This is a genomic window from Ramlibacter sp., from assembly GCF_035548915.1.
GTDB lineage: Bacteria > Pseudomonadota > Gammaproteobacteria > Burkholderiales > Burkholderiaceae_C > Ramlibacter.
In genome coordinates this window covers 1-21,636 of record NZ_DASZSE010000018.1, presented here as the reverse complement: position 1 = coordinate 21,636, position 21,636 = coordinate 1, and the positions used below count along the sequence as shown (strand labels likewise).

Genomic DNA, 21,636 nt, shown 5'->3' with positions numbered 1-21,636 from the left:
CCAGAAGAAGCTTAACTCTGCCTTGCATCCAAGCTGGCAAATTTAGTATCAACCCGACCCGGTCCGACTCATCCGCAAGCGCCTGCCATCCTGGAAAAAGCACCAACCCGCATCACCTATGCCCGCAGGCGTGCAGCGCTTCGCGCCGCACTTCGACTTCGGCCCGGAAGGTGACGATCTCCACGTCCGCGCAGCCTTGCGCATCCGGCGCATCGGTCTCCTTCGCGGTGACCTTGAAGCCCCGCGGATCGATGCCGCTCGATTCGCCGTAGATCAGTGCGAGAGTCACCACGCGATCGCGGAATTCGCGAGCCTCGCGCGTATCGAGCCACTCGTCGTCCGGTGTCCTGGCGAACGCGGCAGCGGCCACAGTGACAGCGACAACGAAAGCGACTGCAAGGGCAACGGACACCTTGCGCATTCACGACACCTCGAGCGAAAACGGCGCCCGAAGGCGCCGTCCGCAAAACTGTCTGGTGGGTGGTATAGGGATCGAACCTATGGCCCCCGCCGTGTGAAGGCGATGCTCTACCGCTGAGCTAACCACCCGAGGCCTTCGCCTCGCGGCGAAACGCGAATTATGCCACAGGCGCCGCAGCGGCCTCGAACCCGATGCGCCAGAGCGTCCTGCCCTTGCTCTCCTTGTCCAGCTGCTGAAGCAGCTCCTCGTGCGCCGCCGACTCCTGATCGTTCGCGAGCAGCACCGGCAGCGTGAACTGCGTGAGGTCGACGCGCACCGCGATGCCCGCGGAGATGCCCGTCTCCACCACGTCGATCAGGAGCGCGTCCTGGCCGCGCGTGAGATTGATGTAGACATCCGCCAGCAGTTCCGCATCCAGCAGCGCCCCGTGCAGCGTGCGGCCCGAGTTGTCGACGCCCAGCCGGTCGCACAGCGCGTCCAGGCTGTTGCGCTTGCCGGGATACATCTCCTTGGCCATCGCGAGCGTGTCGACGACCGACCCCACGTGGTGCGTGAACGCGGGACGCCCGAGCAGTTCCAGCTCCTTGCTCAGGAACGCAACGTCGAACGCCGCGTTGTGGATGATGATCTCGGCGCCCGCCACGTATTCCAAGAGTTCGTCGACGACGGCGGCGAACTTCGGCTTGTCGCGCAGGAACTCGTTGCTGATGCCGTGGACCTTCAGCGCGTCCTCGTGCGAATCGCGCTCGGGGTTCAGGTAGTAGTGGCGATTGTTGCCGGTGAGCTTGCGGCCCACCAGTTCGACGCAGCCGATTTCGATGATGCGGTCGCCGGATTCGGCCGAAAGGCCCGTGGTTTCGGTGTCGAGGACGATCTGGCGCATTGCGCCGGATCATACGGCACCGCGGGGCGAGACCGGGCGAATCGTGCATGGAACGAAAGCGGCCGAGCCGGTACACACTGGCTCAACGGTTCCGTCGTCCTTCATCCCGATCTTCAAACTTCCTCAGGAGCACCCCATGTTGCCCGCCACAGTCACCGTTACCTCATCCACCGAACGCCAGGATGTCGAACAAAACGCCCCAGCCGCCACGCGTGCCATCCGGGTCACGGCGCCGGGCGAACGGCGCTACACCGAAGGGACTTGGCAGTTCGAGAACTTCCGCGGCGACTTCACCCTGGGGCCGGAAGGTCTGAGTGTGACGCTGAAGAGCGGTGCCCCGGAGATGACCATGCGGCTCTCCCGGGGCAAGCTGCCGCAACTTGCCGAACGGATCGAGTCGACGGACGAGAACCTGCACGAAAAGCTGAGGGTCTACAAGAATCGGATCTGGCTGGAGGGCATTCTGGGCGATCTGGAGCCCGAATCCCCGATCCAATACCGATACGACCCGGGCAACACCAGGATCTGGTGAGCTCGCTGCCGCGCAAACTCCCGTCCTCGGGCAGCGATCGATGATTTCTCATCGATCGCTGCGTCAGTGCTTTTCCTTGGCGTGGTTGATCGAGTACTTCGGGATTTCCACGACCACGTCCTTGTGGTCCAGGATCGCCTGACACGACAGGCGCGAGTTCGCCTCCAGGCCCCACGCGCGGTCGAGCAGGTCTTCCTCGTTCTCGTCCATCTCGTTCAGCGACTGGAAGCCCTCCCGCACGATCACGTGGCAGGTCGTGCACGCGCAGCTCATGTCGCACGCGTGTTCGATCTGGATTCCGTTGTCGAGCAAGGCCTCGCAGATCGACGTGCCCGCGGGCGCTTCGACCGTCGCGCCCTTCGGGCAGTACTCGGGATGGGGCAGCAGCTTGATGACCGGCATGTTCTCTCAGATGGCTTCCACGTTCCTGCCCGCGAGCGCGCGGCGGATCCCCTCGTTCATGCGCCGGGCCGCGAACGGCTCCGTTGCCTTCGCGAGCGCCTGCACCGCGTTCTCGATGGCCCCCGCATCGTCGCTTGCATCCGCCAGACGCCGCACGAGCTGCATGAGCGCTTCGACGTCCGCGCGTTCCTTGTCGTCCAGCAGGCGCGCATCGGCATCGAGCGCGCTTTGTGTCGCGAGCAGCATGCGCTCGGCTTCGACCTTGGCTTCCGATAGCGCCCGCGCCTTCATGTCCTCTTCGGCGGTGCTGAAGCTTTCCTTCAGCATGCGCGCGATCTCCTCGTCCGAGAGTCCGTACGACGGCTTCACCTCGATCTGCGCTTCGACACCGCTCGTCTGTTCGCGCGCGCCCACGTGCAGCAGGCCGTCGGCGTCGACGGTGAACGTGACGCGGATGCGCGCCGCGCCCGCGGCCATCGGCGGGATGCCGCGCAGCTCGAAGCGCGCGAGGCTGCGGCAATCGGCCACGAGGTCGCGCTCGCCCTGCACCACGTGGATCGCCATCGCGGTCTGGCCGTCCTTGAAGGTCGTGAAATCCTGCGCCTTCGCGGTGGGGATGGTCTCGTTGCGGGGCACGATGCGCTCCACGAGCCCGCCCATCGTCTCGATGCCGAGCGAAAGCGGGATCACGTCGAGCAGCAGAAGGTCGCCTTGCGGACTGTTGCCCGCGAGCTGATTGGCCTGCACCGCCGCGCCGAGCGCCACCACTTCGTCGGGGTTGAGATTGACGAGGGGCGCGCGGCCGAAGTATTCCTCGACCGCCGCACGAACCTGCGGCATGCGCGTGGAGCCGCCGACGAGCACGACACCCTGGATGTCGGCCTTCGACAGCTTCGCGTCGCGCAGCGCCTTGCGCACCGCCGTCATCGTGCGCGCGGTGAGCTCACGCGTGAGCTCGTTGAACGCCGCCCGGTCGATGCGTACTTGCGGGCCGTTCGCAAGCGGCAGCTTCACGTCCACGGATTCGGCCAGGGAAAGTTCTTCCTTCGCCTGCCGCGCGGCCATCTTGATCGCCGCCTTCTGCGCGGGGGCCGATGCAGCGACCCCCGCCTGCCGCAGCAGCCAGTCCGCGAGCGCCCGGTCATAGTCGTCGCCGCCGAGCGCCGAGTCACCGCCGGTCGCGACGACTTCGAACACGCCCTTCGCAAGCCGCAGGATCGAGATGTCGAACGTGCCGCCTCCGAGGTCGTAGACCGCATAGATGCCTTCGGCCGCGTTGTCCAGTCCGTAGGCGATGGCGGCGGCCGTGGGCTCGTTGATGAGCCTCAGCACGTTCAGCCCCGCGAGCCGCGCGGCGTCCTTCGTCGCCTGGCGCTGCGCATCGTCGAAGTACGCGGGCACCGTGATCACCGCGCCGTACAGATCCTCGCCGAAAGTGTCTTCGGCCCGAAAGCGCAACGTGGCGAGGATTTCCGCGCTCACTTCCACGGGCGACTTCTCGCCGGCTCGCGTGTGCAAGCCGAGCATGCCCGGCTTGTCGATGAAGCGATAGGGCAACTTTTCGCGGCCCGCGATGTCGTTCAGGCCGCGACCCATGAAGCGCTTCACCGAAGCAATCGTGTTTTCCGCATCTTCGGCATGCGCAAGCTGCGCGTCGTAGCCGATGCTGCGGCGGCTGCCTTCGAGGTAGCGCACGACCGACGGCAGCAACACGCGGCCCTGGGCATCCGGCAGGCATTCGGCCACGCCGTTGCGCACCGCCGCGACGAGCGAATGCGTGGTCCCCAGGTCGATGCCCACCGCGATGCGCCGCTGGTGCGGGTCGGGCGACTGGCCGGGTTCCGATATCTGCAGCAGACTCATGCCTTCATTGTCCCAGTTGCTCGAGCCGCGCTTCGATGTCGTGGCCGAAACGCTCGATGAACATGAGGGCTCTCACCTGCCCGGCCGCGGACTTCGCATCGTCCTTCGCATCCAGCAGCTCTTCGATGCGATGCAACGCCTCCTCGCGCGCCCGCGCCAGACTGGCGTTGAGCATGTCGAGCTCTTCTTCGCCGCGCGCTTCTTCCAGAGCTTCCCGCCACGCCATCTGCTCCATGAGGAACTCGGCGGGCATCGCCGTATTGCTTTCCGCTTCGATCGGCGCGCCCCGGATTTCGCAGAGGTAGGCCGCGCGCTTCAGCGGATCCTTCAGCCGCTGGTAGGCCTCGTTGATCCGCACCGACCATTGCATCGCGACGCGCTGCGCCGCCGGGCCTTGCCCCGCGAAGCGGTCGGGGTGCGCTTCGCGCTGCAGTTCCTTCCACCGCGCATCGATGCGCGCGCGGTCCTGCGCGAAGCGGCGCGGCAGGCCGAACAGTTCGAAGTCGTCCGACTGCAGGTTCACAGCCGCTTTCCCATGAAGATGCTCGCCGGGTGATCTTCGTATTCGCCGAACGGGCCGCGGCGCGTGAAGCCGCAGCGCTCGTAAAGCCGAAGCGCCTCGGGCTGGCGCACCCCCGTTTCGAGGAACACGCGGCGAATGCCTTCCGCTCGCACCGCGTCTTCGAGCGCGAGGAGCATTCGCTCGCCGACGCGCTGTCCGCGGGCCTCGGGCCGCACGAACATCCGCTTCACTTCGGCGAAGTCACCCTCCCCGTCGCGCAGGCGCCGGATCGCGCCGCATCCGAGCGCGCTGTCGCCCTCCCACGCGGCGACGAACGTGATGGACGGTTGCAGCAGCGCCTGCACGTCGAGGATGTGGTTGCACTCCGTGCCCCATTCCTCGACGGGGTACTGCCGGTGGAGGTATTCGTCCAGCGTGCCGAGCAGCCGCGCGATGCGTGCGTCATCGGGCCGCGACGGCCGGACCTCGATTGACCGCATGGAACTTCCTCAGACGCGGAACGACTCGCCGCAACCGCAGCGGTCGCGCTCGTTCGGGTTGTTGAACTTGAAGCCCTCGTTCAGCCCCTCGCGCACGAAGTCGAGTTCCGTGCCATCGATGTAGGCGAGGCTCTTCGGGTCCACGAGCAGCTTCACGCCGTGGTTCTCGAACACGATGTCTTCGGGCGCGATCTCATCCACGTACTCGAGCTTGTAAGCCAGCCCCGAACAGCCCGTGGTCTTCACACCCAGCCGCACGCCGACGCCCTTGCCTCGCCTCGCGAGGTAGCGGGTGACGTGGCGCGCGGCGGCTTGCGTCAATGTCACTGCCATGGGACTCAATTGACGTGCTTCTTCTTGTAGTCCTCGACCGCCGCCTTGATCGCGTCCTCGGCGAGGATCGAACAGTGGATCTTCACGGGCGGCAGCGCGAGCTCCTCGGCGATCTGGCTGTTCTTGATCGATGCGGCCTCGTCGAGCGTCCTGCCCTTCACCCACTCGGTGACGAGCGAGCTGGAGGCGATGGCCGAGCCGCACCCGTAGGTCTTGAAGCGCGCGTCCTCGATGACGCCGGTGGATGGGTTCACCTTGATCTGCAGCTTCATCACGTCGCCGCAGGCGGGTGCCCCCACCATGCCGGTTCCGACCGACTCGTCGCCCTTGTCGAAGGAGCCGACGTTGCGCGGGTTCTCGTAATGGTCGACGACTTTTTCCGAATAGGCCATGGCTTGCTCCTAGCGTGTTCTCGTGTCTCTTGCGTTCAGTGGGCGGTCCACTGGATCGTGCTCAGGTCGACGCCGTCCTGGTACATCTCCCAGAGCGGGCTCAGCTGCCTCAGCTTCTCGACGTTCTGGCGGATCGTGGCAACCGCGTAATCGATCTCTTCTACGGTCGTGAACCGGCCGATCGTCATGCGCAGGCTCGAGTGCGCGAGCTCGTCGCTGCGCCCGAGCGCGCGCAGCACGTAGCTCGGCTCGAGCGATGCGGACGTGCAGGCCGAACCCGACGACACCGCGATGCCCTTGATCCCCATGATGAGCGACTCGCCTTCGACGAAGTTGAAGCTCATGTTGAGGTTGTGCGGCACGCGCCGCTCGAGGTCGCCGTTGATGAAGACCTGGTCGATGGACGAAAGCCCGTCCAGCAGGCGCTTTTGCAGTTTGCGCGCGTGCTCCAGGTCCTTCTGCATTTCTTCCCGCGCGATGCGGAAGGCTTCGCCCATGCCCACGATCTGGTGCGTGGGGAGCGTGCCGGAACGCAGGCCGCGCTCGTGCCCGCCGCCGTGCATCTGCGCTTCGAGCCGCACGCGCGGCTTGCGGCGCACGTAAAGAGCGCCGATGCCTTTGGGGCCGTAGGTCTTGTGCGAAGCAAGCGAAATCAGGTCGACGGGCAGCGACTTCACGTCGATCTCCACCTTGCCCGTCGCCTGCGCGGCATCGACGTGGAAGACGATTCCCTTCTCGCGGCAGAGCCCGCCGAGCGCGGGGATGTCCTGGATCACGCCGATCTCGTTGTTCACGAACATGACGCTTGCGAGGATCGTGTCAGGACGCAGCGCGGCCTTGAACTTCTCGAAGTCCAGCAGGCCGTTCTCTTCGACGTCGAGGTACGTCACCTCGAAGCCCTGGCGTTCCAGCTCGCGCATCGTGTCGAGCACGGCCTTGTGCTCCGTCTTCACGGTGATCAGGTGTTTGCCGCGGCTTTTGTAGAAGTGCGCGGCGCCCTTCAGCGCGAGGTTGTCGGATTCGGTGGCGCCCGACGTCCAGACGATTTCGCGCGGATCGGCGCCGATCAGGTCGGCCACCTGCTGGCGCGCCCGCTCGACGGCCTCTTCGGCTTCCCAGCCCCACGCATGGCTGCGCGACGCGGGGTTGCCGAAGTGCTCGCGCAGCCACGGGATCATCTTGTCGACCACGCGCGGGTCCACCGGCGTCGTCGCGCCGTAGTCCATGTAGATGGGAAAGTGCGGTGTCATGTCCATCGCTTCGGTCTTCCGCGTGCTTCGTTGTGGTGTTCTTTACGACTTGGCGAACGAGTTGCCCAGAGCGAAGACCGAATTCGGCGCGTTCACGCGGATCGGCTTGACGACCGGCTGGCTCGAGATGGCCCGCTTCGGTGTCGGCTTGTCCTCGATCTGGATGCCCTTCGCGAGCTGGTCGTCGACGAGCTTTTGCAGCGTCACGGAGTCCAGGAACTCGACCATGCGCTGGTTGAGCGCGGCCCAGAGTTCATGCGTCATGCATCGCCCACCGTCACCGTGGCAGTTCTCCTTGCCGCCGCACTGGGTCGCATCGAGCGGCTCATCCACTGAGACGATGATATCGGCCACCGTGATTTCACTCGCCTTGCGGCCGAGCGTATAGCCGCCCCCGGGCCCGCGGGTCGACTCGACCAGCTCGTGGCGGCGCAGCTTGCCGAAGAGCTGCTCGAGGTATGAAAGGCTGATCTGCTGGCGCTGGCTGATCGCCGCCAGCGTGACGGGGCCGTTGTTCTGGCGCAGGGCCAGATCGATCATGGCGGTGACCGCAAAGCGGCCTTTGGTCGTGAGACGCATCGCAACTCCTTGGAAGCCCCCGGCGCTAAGCTGTTGACTTTCTTGAAACTTCTGATTTCCTGACTGATTCCGTCAAGTATACCCGAAAACCCGCTGCCGCGCTCGGGTAATCGGGGCTTCGGCGAGCAGACGATTCACGCGAGGCGTGAGCGTACGTGGTCGAGGAGGCCCGCGCACGCGGCTTCGACATGGTCGAGCACACGTTCGAAGCCGTCCTGGGTCCCGTAATAAGGATCGGCAACTTCCTCATCCATCCCCGCGGGTGCGAATTCCATGAGGCGCCTGAGCTTGTCCCGGTGGTGTGCCGGACAGCGATCCTGCAGGAATTCGAGATTATCCCAGTCCATCACGCAGATGAGGTCGAATTTCTCGTAGTCCAGCCGCTGCACCTGCCGCGCGCGCAGCGACGAGATGTCATAGCCCCGCAAGGAAGCGTGGTGCGTGCTGCGGCGATCGGGCGGCTGCCCCACGTGGTAGTCGTGCGTCCCGGCGGAGTCCACGTCGATGCGGTGCGCGAGGCCGGCCTCGCGCACGAGGTGGCGAAAGACGCCCTCGGCCGTCGGGCTGCGGCAGATGTTGCCCATGCACACCATGAGGACGCGGAGCTTCTCCATGCCCGTCATTTTGCCGCCGGCGATCATGACACCGCCGATCGTGACACCGCACAGGCGCCGCGCCCCGTGCGCTGGCGCCCTCACATCCGGGTCATCGGCTGGTTCGCGTGGATGATCGCTTCGATGTCGCGAAGCAGCTTCGGCGTCGCGGGGCTCGGATTGCGCGGCCGGCTTCGCAGGTAGGAAAGAAAGGTCTCCGACGCCGGGACGACCTTCTTGCCGCCCTGGCAATAGCCGCTGGTGCCCACGTAGCTGCCGAGCTCCGCGAGCTTGATGCAATCGGCCGCGGAGGCCGGAAAGCCCTGCACCGTCTTGTCCCACACGGGCGCCGAGAGAATGTCGGAGTTCACGTAGCACTTGACGCGGTCGGGCAGGCCGAGCGGCTCGATCACGATGATCGTGAGGTCCGTCATCTTCGGCGCGATGCCCTTGGCGATCTGCCCTTCCATGATGTAGAGCATGCGGGGCAGTTCGGTGTTGGTGAAGATCGACCACTTGTTGAGGCCCCACCGCACCACGGCGGTCACGTGGCCCGTCGCGCCGACGCCGAGCATCTCGGAGACTTTCTCGCCGTACTTGTGATACGCGTTGCCGTACGTCCACGTGTATTTGTTGTTGACGTACTGGACGTCGGTCGTCGCTTCGAGTTGTCCGAACTGCACCTGGCCGGGAGGAAACGAGCGATTCCATTCGCAGACGCGCTCCGCGAGCCGGTTCTCGTTGATGCCGTTCCAGAAGATGGCGCCGCTGGGCGGTGTCGACACGTCCGACATGTCCGCGAGCCACTCGACCATTTCGTCTTCGAAGCGCTTCGTCGCAGCCTGCGGGTCGGTGGCGCCCTGGAGATACGGATTGGTGGAGATGACCTCGCTGTTGTGCGCGAGGCGCCGGGCCTCGTGGCCGGGCATCTTCTTCTCGTCGTAGCCCACGATGCGGCGCATGCCGCGGTTCAGCGCCGCGGAGCGCAGCTCATTGCGGAAATCGCGCGTGGACAGCGGCATCAGCGCGGCGCGCTCGGCTTCGAGGATCGGCTTCACGCGATGCAGCCACATCACGTCGGTCTCGTCGATGCGCTGGGGAAACCGGTTCTGCAGAGCCAGGTAGACCGGCCAGGGCATCAGCGTGGAGTTGTAGCTCGCGGGCTGGCTGCGCGCCTCTGCCGGCATCGGTTTCTTCGGGGCTTTGCGCCACTCGACGGAGGGCGGCTGGTACAGACGACCGATGGGCATAGCGGGTGGGAGTTACATCACGACCGATGCTATCGGCACCCGCGGTGCGGCGCATCAGACCATCGTCTGGGAGAGAGGGACTACGTCCTGACGTGGTCATCCCGGCGAATGCGGGGAACCAGGGCGTCCTGACCCAGTCATCCCTGCGAACGCGGGGATCCAGGGCGTCCTGGCGCCGTCATCCCTGCGAACGCGGGGATCCAGGGCATCCTGACGTCGTCATCCCTGCGAACGCGGGAACCAGGGCGTCCTGGCGCCGTCATCCCCGCGAACGCGGGGATCCAGGGCGTCCACCCTTCTGGATTCCCGCTTTCGCGGGAATGACGGCGGGGGCGCCAAGCCCCACGGCGGGGGCGGCAAGCTCCGCGGCGGGGGCGGCATGCCCCACGGCGGGGGCGGCAAGCCCCGCGCCGGGGGCGACTAGCCCCGCGGCGGGGGCGACAAGCCCCGCGGCCGGGGCGGCAAGCGCGCCGCCAGCGGCAGTAATCGGCACCACGTTGTCGTGCACGACCGCCCCGAAGGCCTGTTCCTTCAGGTGCGCGAGCTGGTCGCGTATCCGCGCGGCCTTCTCGAATTCGAGATTGCGTGCGTGCTCGAGCATCTGCTTCTCGAGCCGCTTGATCTCCTTGGCGACATCCTTCTCGGACATGTCCTCCACCAGCGCCCGCTGCAGTTCCTGCTTTTCCTGCTCCTTGGCCGCCTTTTCGCTGTAGACGCCGTCGATCAGGTCGCGCACCTGCTTCACGATACTGCGCGGCGTGATGCCGTGTTCCGCGTTGAAGGCCACCTGCTTCGCACGGCGCCGGTCGGTTTCGCCGATCGCCTTCTTCATCGACTCCGTCATCTGGTCGGCATAAAGAATGGCCTTGCCGTTCAGATGGCGCGCCGCGCGGCCGATCGTCTGGATGAGCGAACGCTCCGCGCGCAGAAAGCCCTCCTTGTCAGCGTCGAGGATCGCCACGAGCGACACCTCGGGAATGTCGAGGCCCTCGCGCAGCAGGTTGATGCCCACGAGCACGTCGAATGTGCCCAGGCGCAGGTCGCGGATGATCTCCACGCGCTCGACCGTGTCGACGTCCGAGTGCAGATAGCGCACCTTCACGCCGTTGTCGGCGAGGTAATCCGTGAGCTGTTCGGCCATGCGCTTGGTGAGCGTCGTGATCAGCACGCGTTCGTGCTTTTCCACGCGGTCGCGGATTTCCTGCAGCACGTCGTCCACCTGATGCGTGGCGGGGCGCACCTCGACCTGCGGGTCGATGAGGCCGGTCGGACGCACGAGCTGTTCGACCACGTTGCCCGCATGCTGCTTCTCGTAGTCGGCGGGCGTGGCCGACACGAAGATCACCTGCCGCATGCGCGCTTCGAATTCCTCGAACTTGAGCGGCCGGTTGTCCAGCGCGGACGGCAGGCGAAAGCCGTATTCCACCAGCGTCAGCTTGCGCGCGCGGTCGCCGTTGTACATGCCGCCCAGCTGCCCGATCATCTGGTGGCTCTCGTCGAGAAACATGATCGAGTCGCGGGGAAGGTAGTCCGTGAGCGTCGAAGGCGGCTGCCCGGGCGCCGCGCCCGACAGATGCCGCGTGTAGTTCTCGATGCCCTTGCAGTGACCGAGCTCGGAGAGCATCTCCAGATCGAAGCGCGTGCGCTGCTCGAGCCGCTGCGCCTCCACGAGCTTGCCCTGCTCCACGAACCACTTCAGGCGTTCGTCGAGCTCCAGCTTGATCGATTCCACGGCCGACACCACCTTCTCGCGCGGCGTCACGTAGTGGCTCGAAGGATAGATCGTGAAGCGCGGCACCTTCTGGCGGATGCGGCCCGTGAGCGGGTCGAAGAGCTGCAGCGACTCGACCTCGTCGTCGAAGAGCTCGATGCGGATCGCAAGCTCGGAGTGCTCGGCCGGAAACACGTCGATCGTGTCGCCGCGCACGCGGAATGTCCCGCGCGCGAAGTCCTGTTCGTTGCGGTTGTACTGCATGCGGATGAGCTGGCCGATCACGTCGCGCTGGCCGATCCGGTCGCCCACGCGCAGGATGAAACGCATCTGCGTGTAGTCCTCGGGGGCGCCGATGCCGTAGATCGCGGAGACGGTCGCCACGATCACCGTGTCGCGCCGTTCCAGCACGCTCTTGGTCGCCGAGAGGCGCATCTGCTCGATGTGCTCGTTGATCGAGCTGTCCTTCTCGATGAAGAGATCGCGCTGCGGGACGTAAGCTTCGGGCTGGTAGTAGTCGTAGTAGCTCACGAAGTACTCGATCGCGTTGCGCGGGAAGAACTCGCGGAATTCGGAATAGAGCTGCGCGGCGAGCGTCTTGTTCGGCGCGAACACGATCGCCGGGCGGCCGAGCCGCGCGATCACGTTGGCCATCGTGTAGGTCTTGCCCGAGCCCGTCACGCCGAGCAGGGTCTGGAACACCTCGCCGTCGCGCACGCCTTCCACGAGCTTTTCGATCGCCTGCGGCTGGTCGCCCGCGGGCGGGTACGGCTCGAACAGCTCGAACGGCGAGCCGGGGAAGGTGACGAACTCCCCTTTCTTCTGCTGGGGTTGCACTGCGGCGAGGTCGGGCATTGCGCTCAATCTAGAATTCAAGGCAGCCGGGCAGCGTACAACAGGCCCGGCGCGATTGCTACTGACACCCAAAGGAACCCCCAATGTCGCTGTTCAACGCCGTCGAGATGGCCCCTCGTGATCCGATCCTCGGACTCAACGAGCAGTTCAACGCCGACGCCAACCCCGACAAGGTCAATCTCGGCGTGGGCGTGTACTACGACGACAACGGCAAGCTGCCGCTCCTCGAATGCGTTCAGAAGGCCGAGCAGCACATGATGGAAGCGCCCAAGGCGCGCGGCTACCTGCCGATCGACGGCATCGCCGCCTACGACTCGGCCGTGAAGAACCTCGTATTTGGGGCCGGATCGGAGCCCGTCAAGTCCGGCCGCGTCGCAACCATCCAGGCGCTGGGCGGCACGGGTGGGCTGAAGGTCGGCGCGGACTTCCTGAGGCAGCTGCGACCGGAGGCGAAGGTTCTGATCAGCGATCCGAGCTGGGAAAACCACCGCGCCCTCTTCACGCGCGCGGGGTTCGTGGTGGAGACGTATCCGTACTACAACGCCGCGAAGCGCGGCCTGGATTTCGACGGCATGCTGACGGGGCTCGACCGGGCGCCGGCCGGCACGATCGTCGTGCTGCACGCGTGCTGCCACAACCCGACCGGCTACGACCTGCACCCCGACCAGTGGGACCAGGTGATCGCAACGGTGAAGACCCGCGGCCTCGTCCCCTTCCTCGACATGGCCTACCAGGGCTTCGGCCAGGGCATTTCGGAGGACGGCGCGGTGATCGGCAAGTTCGTCGCGGCGGGGCTGGACTTTTTCGTTGCCACTTCCTTTTCCAAGAGCTTCAGCCTCTACGGCGAGCGCGTGGGCGCCCTGTCGGTGCTGTGCGGGAACAAGGAAGAAGCCGACCGCGTGCTCTCGCAGCTGAAGATCGCGATCCGCACGAACTACAGCAACCCTCCCACGCACGGCGCGCAGGTGGTGGCAACCGTGCTGAACACGCCCGAGCTGAGGCATCTCTGGGAGCGCGAACTTGCCGACATGCGCAGCCGCATCAAGCAGATGCGCATCGCGCTCGTCGAAAAGCTGAAGGGCGCCGGCGTGAAGCAGGACATGAGCTTCATCGCCGAGCAGGTCGGCATGTTCAGCTATTCGGGCCTCACCAAGGACCAGATGGTGCGGCTGCGCGAGGAGTTCGGCGTGTACGGCGTGGATAGCGGGCGCATCTGCGTGGCCGCGCTCAACAGCAAGAACCTCGACTACGTCTGCGAATCGATCAGCCACGTCATCGGCTGAGCCCGGCGCGCCGTGCGCGGGCGCACCCGCGGGGCGCCGGGAAATGGATCAGAACCCGAGTTCCCGCGTGAGCACCGTGGCGAGCGCGGTCCACGCGGCGCCCCACAGGCTGCGCCACGGCTGCTCGAGCCGCACGTGCCCGCGCCAGCTGCGCAGCGGCAACTCGGGTTGCCCCACCAGATCGAGCTCGACGCGGTAAAGCGGCTCGACCGGCAGCAGCTGAGTGTCGTGCCGCGTGACGGCGATGCCGCCGCCATGCGGCTGCGCGAGCATCGGCTCGGCCAGCACCTGCGCCGGATGAGGCGACACGCTCACCACCACCGCCTCATAGCCCGCGAGGGGCGCGGCATCCGCGATGAAGCGCGTCCTGTCTCCCGGCCGCGTCGCGAGCGCGGCGGCCTCCGATGCATAGGCCACGACGCGCCATTCGCCCGGGGCGGCCAGTTGCATCAGCGTCTGCTTCGGGCTTGCCATGAGTCCCGCACGCAATCCGGGGTCGATCTCCAGCACCTGGCCGTCGAAGGGCGCAAGCGGGTGGTACTGGGCGAGTTCCTGCACGACGGCCGCCTCTTCTTCCCGGGCACCGGCGAGCTGCTCCTGCAGCGAGGACCATTGCGCCTGCTGGGCGCTATCCACGCTCGCGCCGGAGAGCTGCGCCTGCAGCTGGCGCACGCGCGCACGCACCGAATCCAGCCGCAACTGCAACACCGCAGACGATGCGTCCAGCAGCGGCATGCCCGCGCGCACCGTGTCGCCTTCGCGCACGTGAACCGCTTCGATCAGCGCCGCCGAGGGCAGGCGCACCTCCAGGTGATGCAACGGCTGCAGCACGGCCGAAGCGCCCTCGTATGCCGGAACCGGAATGGCCCCGAGCAACACGATGGCCGGGCCGAGGTAGCGCCAGCGGCGCGCGAGCTCGCTTTCGCGCCAGCGATCGAATCCCGCGCCCCACACGGCGAATTCCCGCCAGACCGGCAGGACGATGAACCATCCGATTTCCACCGCGAAGAGAAAGAGGCCGAGCGCCTTGAACGAATAGCGGTACACGAGCCAGGCGATCCCCATGTAGAGGGCGAACCGGTAGGCCCATGTGACGATGGCGAAGGCCACCATGGCCCGGCGATGCGATGCGGGCGCCGGCTCGGGCGCGGGAAGCACCCACCCGATCAGCGTACGCCGCAGCCACCAGCGCGCCATCGCGAACGCGCGTCCGTGCAGGTTGGGCATGTCCAGCAGATCGCAAGCGACGAAGTACCCGTCGAAGCGCATGAACGGGCTCAGGTTGATGAGCACCGTCGTCACCCAGGTAAGCGTGCCGAGGATGAAGGCCGCGGTGCGCAGCGGCCCTTCGGGCAGCAGGGACCACGCGAGCAGCGCCCACGCCGCGATCGTGAGCTCCGTGCGCACGCCCGCCAGGGCGATTTTCAGGCGCGCGCGCGCGTCCGCGAGCCGCCACGCCTCCGAGGTGTCCGTGTACGCGACCGGCCACATCACCATGAACGCGACGCCCATCGTGGGCACGCGGCAGCCCTGGTACCGTGCGGCGAACGCGTGCCCGAACTCGTGGGCGATCTTCACGCCGATGAGCGTGACACCGTAGAGCAGCAGCCCGCGCCACGAAATCAGGTCGACCGCCTGGGCCCGGAACTGCGGCCATTCGCGCACGATGAGCGCGATCGCGACGACGAGCGCGGCAAGGCTCGCCTTCAGGAACGCCCCCGAGCCGAGGCGCACGACCCACGGCAGCATCCGCTGTAGGAAGCGGTCGGGATTCAACAGCGGAATGCGGAAGAAAAGGTAGTGGTGCAGCAGCCAGGTCGCCACGAGCCCGAGCCCCTCCTCCGAGCCCGTCGTGCCCTGCGCCGGACCGTCCGGTTCGACGAGTTCGTTTTGCCGGGCGAAAGCGTACACCGCCAGCACGTGCTCGCGCCCGATCGAGAGCGTGGTCTGCGCGTTCACCTGCTCGGCGATGCGGTCCGGCTCGCCGAGCCACCAGCAGCGCAGCACCTCGTAGGTCACCCAGTCGATGCGCACGAACCGATGCCGCACCGGGTCTTGCAGCGTCCAGCTCGGCTGGCCGTCGTGCAGCGCCGGGCCGTGATGCAGTCGCAGATCCTCGCGCAGCGCGGGCCACGCGCGCGGCCTCGCGTCCACGGTTGCGGCTTGCGCGAACGCTACCATCCTGTGGCTTCCCGCAAGGCCGCGAGCGGGCGGCGCAGCACCCAGTAGATGAGCGGCACGCGCCGCCCGTCCAGGTGCACCGTGCCGCGCGAGCCGAGCCGCTCGCTCGGAGGCTCGGTGAGCTTGCCGCGAATGCGGTAGGCGAGCGTGCCGTCCGGGCGCTGCTGCGGCTCGAACGAATAGAGCCGCAGCCTGGCGTGCACGGGCGAGGCGGGGCGGCTCGAGAGGAACAGCTCCATCGCGCTGCCCTCGGGCAGATCGACCGCGTCGGCCACGGGTAGCCACGCCTCGACCTCCTGGTCGTCGGGCCTCGCGATGCGAATGAGCGGCTCGCCGGCCGCCACGGTGCGGCCCGCCCAGGCGCCGGGATCGTCCACGAGCACCACGCCGTCGTGAGGCGCGCGCACTTCGGTGCGGCGCATCTGCTCGCCGAGGAAGCCCACTTCGGCGCGCTTTTCCTCGACGCGGCCCTGTGCCGCCGCGAGGGCCGCCTTGGCGCGCGGATCGGTCAGCGCCTGCTGCACCGTCTGGCGCCATTCGGCTTCGGCGGCCGCGAGCGACTGGCGCGACGCCTGCAAGCGGCTCGACGCGGCCGCGTCGTCCAGCACCGCGAGCAGCGTGCCCGCCTTCACCACCTGGTTCGGCTCCACCAGGAGCTTTTGCGCCATGCCATCCATGGTGGCGCGCAATACGGTGGGCTCTCGCGGGACGATTTCGCCGGGCGCGCGCACCGTGAGCCGCACGGGCAGCACCAGCAGGGCGAGCACCGCCGCGGCCGTGATCCAGGTTCGCCGAGTGTGCCTGGGCCGCCAGGCGCCCGAGCGGATGCGCTGCACGAGCAGCCGCCAGTCGAACACGCGCGCGCGCGCTCCCGACTGCGCTGCCTGGTCGGCCATGAGCCAGAGCGACCACCACTGCGCAAGCCACAGCGCTTCGTTGTCGGGCCATTCGATGTCGCGCACGAGGAGCCACCCGCCGTCGCCCGTGGCTTGCGGCAGCCAGAGCGCCCGCTCGGGCAGCCACTCCGCCCAGCCCTCGGCCAGCGCGGGCGCCACGAGGGTGGGATTCACGCGTCCGCCATTGGGAAACTTCGCGTGCAGCTCGCCAAAGAGCGCGTCGAGCCACTGACCGTACGGCCCACTCGCGTCGACCGCGCTCGCGCCGGAATGCGCGACCAGACTGCCGCGCTGCCAGAGGGCAGCCGCGTGGTAGGCCACGGCATCCCGCGTGCGGTTGAGCAGGATGAATCGGCGCTCGGCCTCGGAGGCGGCCGAGCGTGCCGCGCCGAGCAACTCGAGCGCGGCTTCGGCGGACAAAGTCACAAGGCTCGCATCCTCTCCTAACGGCGCAGCGACATTGTGAGGCCATCCGCCCTCGGGTCACGCGCCAGCGCGAACGGTGTCGCGCGGATCGCAGCGCCGCTGATGAGGCGCGAGCTGAGACCCTTGCCCGACGAGTCGGAGCGGATGCGGAACATCGCGACCGCTTCGCGCCCTTGCGAGTCGCGCGCCGTCACCTTGATGCGCAGGTCCACCTGGATGCCGGGCGGCGGATGGCCTTCGAACGTCCCGGCGTTGCCGTCGAACACCAGCCACTCGGGCAGCGGACTGCCGTCCAGCAGCGTGGCCGTGAGGCGCACGGTCTCGTTCGGGTCGTTGTGCAGGAACGCATCGGCCGGCACCTGGAAGTGCATGACGCGCTCGAGCGGCAGGATCTGGTCCTCCACGCCGCGGAAGAGCCGCAGCGCGCCGTCGGACGATTGCGCGACCATCGTGCGGAAGCCGCTCGCGCGCGTGTAGATGTCATCCAGGTCGCCGGGGATGCCGAGCAGCGCGCGGAACGTGTCCGTGGAATCGAACGTGAGGGTCGTCGCGAACATGTCGCCGCCCGAGCCGGACACGTAGCCCGCGCGCAGCACCGAGTCGAAGACCTGCGGCGGCAACGGCGCGGCCGGAGGCGGCCCCGCGAGCACCTGGGCGGGAACCGGTGGCGCCGGCGGCGGCGCTTCGGGGTTCGTCGGCCTGGGCGTGTCGTCCGAGCGCTGCGCCGTCGGGTCCGGCGTGCCGTCGGGGCGGAAGACCGTGCCCGTGCCGTCGTCGTGGATCGTGGCCGTGCCCGTGCCGCGCACGCCGCCGATGGGCGTCGCGGTGAGCTGAAACTCCTCGCCGTTGTCGCGGATGTGGTCTTCGGTGATCGGCGTGCGAACGAGGATCGTGCCGTTCGCGGGCAGCGTGACGTGCCCCGAGTAGTCGGTCCAGGTGTGGCCGCCGTCGGTGGAGACCTGCAGGTTGGCGCTGCCCGGCGCACCGTAGTCCGTTCCGCCCGGCGAAGCCGTCTCCGCCGAAAGATCGAGCGTGATGTTCTGCCCGCCGCTGCCGGTCACCGTGAACACCGCGTACGGCGAGGCTTCGTTCACGACGGGGTCGCTCACGGTGACGGGCCGGTCGTCCGTCGGAATCGCCGTGGGATCGGGCTGTCCGTTCGGGCCGAAGATCGTGCCCGTGCCGTCGTCGTGGATGCTCGCCGTGCCGGTGCCCGCGAAGCCGCCGAGCGGCGTGGCCACGAGAGCGAACTGCTCGTTGTTGTCCTGGATGCCGTCGTCGGAGATCGGCGTGCGCACGAGCACGACGCCGCCCGGGGGCACCACCACGTCGCCCGTGTAGTCGGTCCACGTGAGCCCGCCGTCCACGGACACCTGCAAGTTGTTCGGGCCGGACGAGCCGAAGTCGGTGCCGCCCGCCGACGCGGAGCCGCCGGTGAGCTGCAGCGTGAGGTGCTGGCCTTCGCTGCCCGTCACGGTGAAGACCGCCGTGGGCGAGCCCTCGTTCACCACGGGATCGCTCACGTCCACCGGCCGGTCGTCGGTGCGCAAAGCGTCGGGATCGGGCTGGCCGTCGGGCCCGTACACCGTGCCCGTGCCGTCGTCGCGGATCGTGCCGATGCCATCGCCCGCCACGCCTCCGCGCGGGGTGGCGATGAGCGTGAAGTGCTCGTCGTTGTCGCTGATTCCGTCTTCCGTGATGGGGGTGCGCACGAGAATCGCGCCGCCCGGGGGCAACGTCACGGGGCCTGTGTAATCGGTCCAGGTGAGTCCGCCGTCCAGCGAGACTTGCAGGTTGTCCGGATTGTCGGAGCCGAAGTCGGTGCCGTCCGACGAAGCGGTGCCGCCGTCGAGTCCGAGCGTCACCAGCTGCCCTTCGCTGCCCTGCACCGTGAAGACGGCCGTCGGCGAATGTTCGTTCACCACCGGATCGCTCACGGTGACGGGCCGGTCGTCCGTCGGGATCGCGGTCGGGTCGGGCTGGCCGTCGGGGCCGTACACCGTGCCGGTGCCGTCGTCGTGGATCGTTCCCGTGCCGGCGCCCGTCACGCCGCCGCGCGGCGTGGCCGTGAGATCGAACTGCTCGTTGTTGTCGCTGAAGCCGTCCTCGTGGATCGGCGTGCGAACGAGGATCGTGCCGCCGTCGGGCAGCGTCACCGGGCCGGTGTAGTCGCTCCACGTCGCGCCGCCGTCGAGCGAAACCTGCAGATTCGACGGACCGTCGGAGCCGAAGTCGGTGCCGCCGGGTGTCGCGCTTTCGCCGCCGAGCGCGAGCGTCACCACCTGGCCCGCGGTGCCCGTCACGGTGAACACGGCGGTCGGCGAGCTTTCGTTCACGACCGGATCGCTCACGGTGACGGGGCGGTCGTCCGTCGGGATGGCGGTGGGATCGGGGCTGCCGTCGGGCCCGAAGACCGTGCCGGTGCCGTCGTCGTGGATCACGGCGTCGCCCGTGTTCGCGATGCCGCCTTGCGGCGTCGCGACGAGCGTGAACTGTTCGTTGTTGTCCTGGATGCCGTCGTCGGTGATCTCCGTGCGCACGAGCACCGAGCCGCTCAGCGGCAGATCGATGCCGCCGGGCGTGTAGTTCGTCCAGGTGAGGCCGCCGTCGCGCGAGATCTGCAGGTTGTTCGAGCCGCCCGAGCCGAAGTCCGTGCCGCCCGGGGAAGCCGTGCCGCCATCCAGTTCGAGCGTGATGTGCTGGCCGGGGCTGCCGGTCACGGTGAAGACCGCCGTGGGCGAGCCTTCGTTCACGTCGACGTCGGTGACCGTCACGGGCCGGTCGTCGGTGCGAGGCGCATCGGGGTCGGGATCGCCGTCGGGCCCGTAGACGGTGCCGCTGCCGTTGTCGCGGATGGTGCCGGTGCCCGTCGCGCCGGCGCCGACGTTGGGTGTGGCGCGCAGTCGGAACTGTTCGTTGTTGTCGCTGATCAGATCCTCGACGATCGGCGTGCGCACGAGGATGGTCCCGCCCGCCGGGAGCGTGACCGGGGAGTTGTAGTTGGTCCAGGTCGTTCCGCCGTTGAGCGACACCTGGAGCTTCGTCGCGCCGGTGGCGCCATAGTCCACGCCGCCGCCGGTGGCCGACGCGTCGGAGAGCGCGAGCGAGACCACCTGGCCCTGCTGGCCGTGCACGGTGAACACGGCGGTCGGGGAGGCTTCGTTCACGATCACGTCGCTGACCGTGAGGGGGGGAGGCGTGCCTTCGGTGATGGTGCCCTTGCCGGTGCCGCCGGAGGCGCTCACTGTCGCTCCGCCCGTGGCGTCGGACAGCACGACGGTCATGGATTCGTTGCCCTCGAAGATGGAATCGGCCGTCGTCTGCACAGTGACCGTCTTCGTGAGCTCGCCTTGCGCGAAGGTGAGCGTGCCGCTCTTGGCCGTGAAGTCGGCGAGGCTCGCGGTGCCGGTCTGCGTCGCGTAGTTCACGGTCTGCGCGTCCTGCGAATCGGAGCTGCGCGTGACGGTGAAGGTGAGGACGCCGCCTTCGGCGATGCTGGCGTTGGAGATGCTGAATTCGGCGGCGGCGTCGTTGTCGACGATGGTGCCCGTCGCCGTCGGTGTGGAGATCGTGCCGGAGCTCGCGTTGGCCAGCGTGGCTGTGAAGCTTTCCGAGGATTCGAAGAGTGCGTCGTCGGTTGTCTGGACGGTGAAAGTCTTGGTCGTGTCGCCTTGCGAGAAGGTGAGCGTGCCGCTTGCGGCGGTGAAGTCCGACGAGCCGGCGGTGCCGGTGGCGGTGGAATAGTCCACCGTCTGGTCGGCCTGCGCATCGCCGGTGCGGGTGACTGTGAAGGTGACCTGGCCGCCTTCGGAGACGCTGCCGCCGGAGATGGAGAAGCTCGGGGCGCCGTCGTCGTCGAGGATGGTGCCGGTGCCGCTCGCGCCGCCGACGGTGATCGTGTAGGTCTCGTCGGCTTCGTCGATGCTGTCGGCCGTGGTGGGGACGGTGATCGTGAAGCTCGTGACGCCTGCGGGCACCGTGATGATGCCGCCGGAAACCGTCACGCCGTCGCTGAAAGCGGCGTTCGTGAGGGTGCTCGTGTAGTCGCTGGCGTCTGCCGTGCCGTTGGTGAACGAGAGCGCGTAAGTGACGTCCGAAGCGGAGGCGTTGCTGAGCGTCACGGTGTGGACGATGTCGCTCGCCTCCGTGGCGCTGTTGTCGCTCACGCCGCTGATGGTCGGCGCGCCGTCGTCGTCGTTGATCGTGCCGGTGCCGGATTTCGTGCCGACGGTCAGCGTGTACGTCTCGTTCGCTTCGTCGATGGTGTCGGCTGTCGTCGGGACCGTGACCGTGAAGCTCGTCACGCCGGCGGGGACGGTGATCGTGCCGCCGGAGATCGTCACGCCATTGCTGAAGCTCGCATTGGTGAGCGTGCTGGTGTAATCGACGCCGCCACCCGTGGCCGTGCCGTCGGTCAACGAAGCGCTGAACGTCGTGTCCTGGTAAGAGGCATTGCTCAGCGTCACGGTGTGGACGATGTCGCTCGCCTCCGTGGCGCTGTTGCTGCTCACGCCGCTGATGGTCGGCGCATTATCGTCGTCGTTGATCGTCCCGGTGCCGGATTTCGTGCCGACGGTCAGCGTATAGGTCTCGTTCGCTTCGTCGATGGTGTCGGACGTCGTCGGGACCGTGACCGTGAAGCTCGTCACGCCCGCGGGGACGGTGATCGTGCCGCCGGAGATCGTCACGCCGTTGCTGAAGCTCGCATTGGTGAGCGTGCTGGTGTAATCGACGCCGCCACCCGTGGCCGTGCCGTCGGTCAACGAAGCGCTGAACGTCGTGTC

The 21,636-nt window shown here is 67.5% G+C and carries 18 protein-coding genes and 1 tRNA gene; 2 read left to right on the top strand and 17 right to left on the bottom strand.

Annotation, left to right across the window (positions count from 1 at the left end):
• Positions 1-112 precede the first annotated feature (112 nt).
• From VHA82_RS04250 to dnaQ, 3 genes are all read right to left on the bottom strand, one after another.
• On the bottom strand, positions 113-421 hold the full coding sequence (locus VHA82_RS04250; protein ID WP_325540600.1) for a hypothetical protein: 309 nt from the start codon (positions 419-421) through the stop codon (positions 113-115).
• A gap of 53 nt (positions 422-474) precedes the next feature.
• Positions 475-549, bottom strand: a tRNA-Val gene (locus VHA82_RS04245).
• Positions 550-578: 29 nt separating this feature from the next.
• Positions 579-1,304 carry a DNA polymerase III subunit epsilon gene (dnaQ, locus tag VHA82_RS04240; RefSeq protein ID WP_325540599.1) on the bottom strand — a complete coding sequence of 242 codons (726 nt, stop codon included), beginning with the start codon at positions 1,302-1,304 and terminating at the stop codon, positions 579-581.
• 136 nt (positions 1,305-1,440) lie between these two features.
• Between dnaQ and VHA82_RS04235 the strand changes: the two genes are divergently transcribed.
• Positions 1,441-1,836, top strand: a complete 396-nt coding sequence (locus VHA82_RS04235; RefSeq protein WP_325540597.1) for a hypothetical protein — start codon at positions 1,441-1,443, stop codon at positions 1,834-1,836.
• A gap of 63 nt (positions 1,837-1,899) precedes the next feature.
• Here VHA82_RS04235 and fdx read toward each other — a convergent pair whose 3' ends face one another.
• The 11 genes from fdx to uvrB all read right to left on the bottom strand — a co-directional run bounded on the left by fdx (position 1,900) and on the right by uvrB (position 12,066).
• Positions 1,900-2,238, bottom strand: a complete 339-nt coding sequence (gene fdx, locus VHA82_RS04230; protein WP_325540595.1) for an ISC system 2Fe-2S type ferredoxin — start codon at positions 2,236-2,238, stop codon at positions 1,900-1,902.
• 6 nt (positions 2,239-2,244) lie between these two features.
• Complete coding sequence (gene hscA, locus VHA82_RS04225; RefSeq protein ID WP_325540593.1) at positions 2,245-4,101, bottom strand: Fe-S protein assembly chaperone HscA; 1,857 nt, start codon at positions 4,099-4,101, stop codon at positions 2,245-2,247.
• Between the two features lie 4 nt (positions 4,102-4,105).
• Positions 4,106-4,624 carry a Fe-S protein assembly co-chaperone HscB gene (gene hscB / locus VHA82_RS04220; protein WP_325540592.1) on the bottom strand — a complete coding sequence of 173 codons (519 nt, stop codon included), beginning with the start codon at positions 4,622-4,624 and terminating at the stop codon, positions 4,106-4,108.
• Positions 4,621-5,103 (bottom strand): GNAT family N-acetyltransferase, encoded by a 483-nt coding sequence (locus VHA82_RS04215; RefSeq protein ID WP_325540590.1) that lies wholly within the window; start codon positions 5,101-5,103, stop codon positions 4,621-4,623. The genes hscB and VHA82_RS04215 overlap by 4 nt, the downstream gene beginning before the upstream one ends.
• Before the next feature lie 9 nt (positions 5,104-5,112).
• A complete protein-coding gene (iscA, locus tag VHA82_RS04210; protein ID WP_325540588.1) occupies positions 5,113-5,436 on the bottom strand; it encodes an iron-sulfur cluster assembly protein IscA in 324 nt (107 codons plus the stop codon).
• 5 nt (positions 5,437-5,441) lie between these two features.
• Entirely contained in the window at positions 5,442-5,828 is a 387-nt protein-coding gene (gene iscU / locus VHA82_RS04205) for a Fe-S cluster assembly scaffold IscU (protein WP_325540586.1), read from the bottom strand.
• 35 nt (positions 5,829-5,863) lie between these two features.
• Positions 5,864-7,084 carry an IscS subfamily cysteine desulfurase gene (locus tag VHA82_RS04200; RefSeq protein ID WP_325540584.1) on the bottom strand — a complete coding sequence of 407 codons (1,221 nt, stop codon included), beginning with the start codon at positions 7,082-7,084 and terminating at the stop codon, positions 5,864-5,866.
• Positions 7,085-7,120: 36 nt separating this feature from the next.
• Positions 7,121-7,657: a Fe-S cluster assembly transcriptional regulator IscR gene (gene iscR / locus VHA82_RS04195; protein ID WP_325540583.1), complete on the bottom strand. Its 537-nt coding sequence runs from the start codon at positions 7,655-7,657 to the stop codon at positions 7,121-7,123.
• A 134-nt stretch (positions 7,658-7,791) separates the two neighbouring features.
• Positions 7,792-8,271 carry a low molecular weight protein-tyrosine-phosphatase gene (locus VHA82_RS04190; protein ID WP_325540582.1) on the bottom strand — a complete coding sequence of 160 codons (480 nt, stop codon included), beginning with the start codon at positions 8,269-8,271 and terminating at the stop codon, positions 7,792-7,794.
• Between the two features lie 80 nt (positions 8,272-8,351).
• Positions 8,352-9,437, bottom strand: coding sequence for a hypothetical protein (locus tag VHA82_RS04185; protein WP_325540580.1), 1,086 nt, complete (start codon positions 9,435-9,437; stop codon positions 8,352-8,354).
• A gap of 322 nt (positions 9,438-9,759) precedes the next feature.
• Positions 9,760-12,066: an excinuclease ABC subunit UvrB gene (uvrB, locus tag VHA82_RS04180; protein WP_325540578.1), complete on the bottom strand. Its 2,307-nt coding sequence runs from the start codon at positions 12,064-12,066 to the stop codon at positions 9,760-9,762.
• An 83-nt stretch (positions 12,067-12,149) separates the two neighbouring features.
• Between uvrB and VHA82_RS04175 the strand changes: the two genes are divergently transcribed.
• The gene (locus VHA82_RS04175) at positions 12,150-13,349 is read left to right on the top strand and encodes an amino acid aminotransferase (protein ID WP_325540577.1); all 1,200 of its coding nucleotides are present in this window, start codon (positions 12,150-12,152) and stop codon (positions 13,347-13,349) included.
• A 48-nt stretch (positions 13,350-13,397) separates the two neighbouring features.
• Here the strand turns inward: VHA82_RS04175 and VHA82_RS04170 are convergent, their stop codons facing one another.
• The 3 genes from VHA82_RS04170 to VHA82_RS04160 all read right to left on the bottom strand — a co-directional run.
• On the bottom strand, positions 13,398-15,530 hold the full coding sequence (locus VHA82_RS04170; RefSeq protein WP_325540575.1) for an HlyD family efflux transporter periplasmic adaptor subunit: 2,133 nt from the start codon (positions 15,528-15,530) through the stop codon (positions 13,398-13,400).
• Complete coding sequence (locus tag VHA82_RS04165; protein WP_325540573.1) at positions 15,524-16,852, bottom strand: efflux RND transporter periplasmic adaptor subunit; 1,329 nt, start codon at positions 16,850-16,852, stop codon at positions 15,524-15,526. The genes VHA82_RS04170 and VHA82_RS04165 overlap by 7 nt, the downstream gene beginning before the upstream one ends.
• A 17-nt stretch (positions 16,853-16,869) precedes the next feature.
• The coding region (locus VHA82_RS04160) for a Calx-beta domain-containing protein (RefSeq protein ID WP_325540572.1) at positions 16,870-21,636 on the bottom strand (4,767 nt) is incomplete at its 5' end.

Coding starts and splice junctions, on each gene's coding strand:
- VHA82_RS04250 (WP_325540600.1), bottom strand. CDS start 421: ATGCGCAAGGTGTCCGTTGCCCTTGCAGTCGCTTTCGTTGTCGCTGTC.
- dnaQ (WP_325540599.1), bottom strand. CDS start 1,304: ATGCGCCAGATCGTCCTCGACACCGAAACCACGGGCCTTTCGGCCGAA.
- VHA82_RS04235 (WP_325540597.1), top strand. CDS start 1,441: ATGTTGCCCGCCACAGTCACCGTTACCTCATCCACCGAACGCCAGGAT.
- fdx (WP_325540595.1), bottom strand. CDS start 2,238: ATGCCGGTCATCAAGCTGCTGCCCCATCCCGAGTACTGCCCGAAGGGC.
- hscA (WP_325540593.1), bottom strand. CDS start 4,101: ATGAGTCTGCTGCAGATATCGGAACCCGGCCAGTCGCCCGACCCGCAC.
- VHA82_RS04215 (WP_325540590.1), bottom strand. CDS start 5,103: ATGCGGTCAATCGAGGTCCGGCCGTCGCGGCCCGATGACGCACGCATC.
- iscA (WP_325540588.1), bottom strand. CDS start 5,436: ATGGCAGTGACATTGACGCAAGCCGCCGCGCGCCACGTCACCCGCTAC.
- iscU (WP_325540586.1), bottom strand. CDS start 5,828: ATGGCCTATTCGGAAAAAGTCGTCGACCATTACGAGAACCCGCGCAAC.
- VHA82_RS04200 (WP_325540584.1), bottom strand. CDS start 7,084: ATGGACATGACACCGCACTTTCCCATCTACATGGACTACGGCGCGACG.
- iscR (WP_325540583.1), bottom strand. CDS start 7,657: ATGCGTCTCACGACCAAAGGCCGCTTTGCGGTCACCGCCATGATCGAT.
- VHA82_RS04190 (WP_325540582.1), bottom strand. CDS start 8,271: ATGGAGAAGCTCCGCGTCCTCATGGTGTGCATGGGCAACATCTGCCGC.
- VHA82_RS04185 (WP_325540580.1), bottom strand. CDS start 9,437: ATGCCGGCAGAGGCGCGCAGCCAGCCCGCGAGCTACAACTCCACGCTG.
- uvrB (WP_325540578.1), bottom strand. CDS start 12,066: ATGCCCGACCTCGCCGCAGTGCAACCCCAGCAGAAGAAAGGGGAGTTC.
- VHA82_RS04175 (WP_325540577.1), top strand. CDS start 12,150: ATGTCGCTGTTCAACGCCGTCGAGATGGCCCCTCGTGATCCGATCCTC.
- VHA82_RS04170 (WP_325540575.1), bottom strand. CDS start 15,530: ATGGTAGCGTTCGCGCAAGCCGCAACCGTGGACGCGAGGCCGCGCGCG.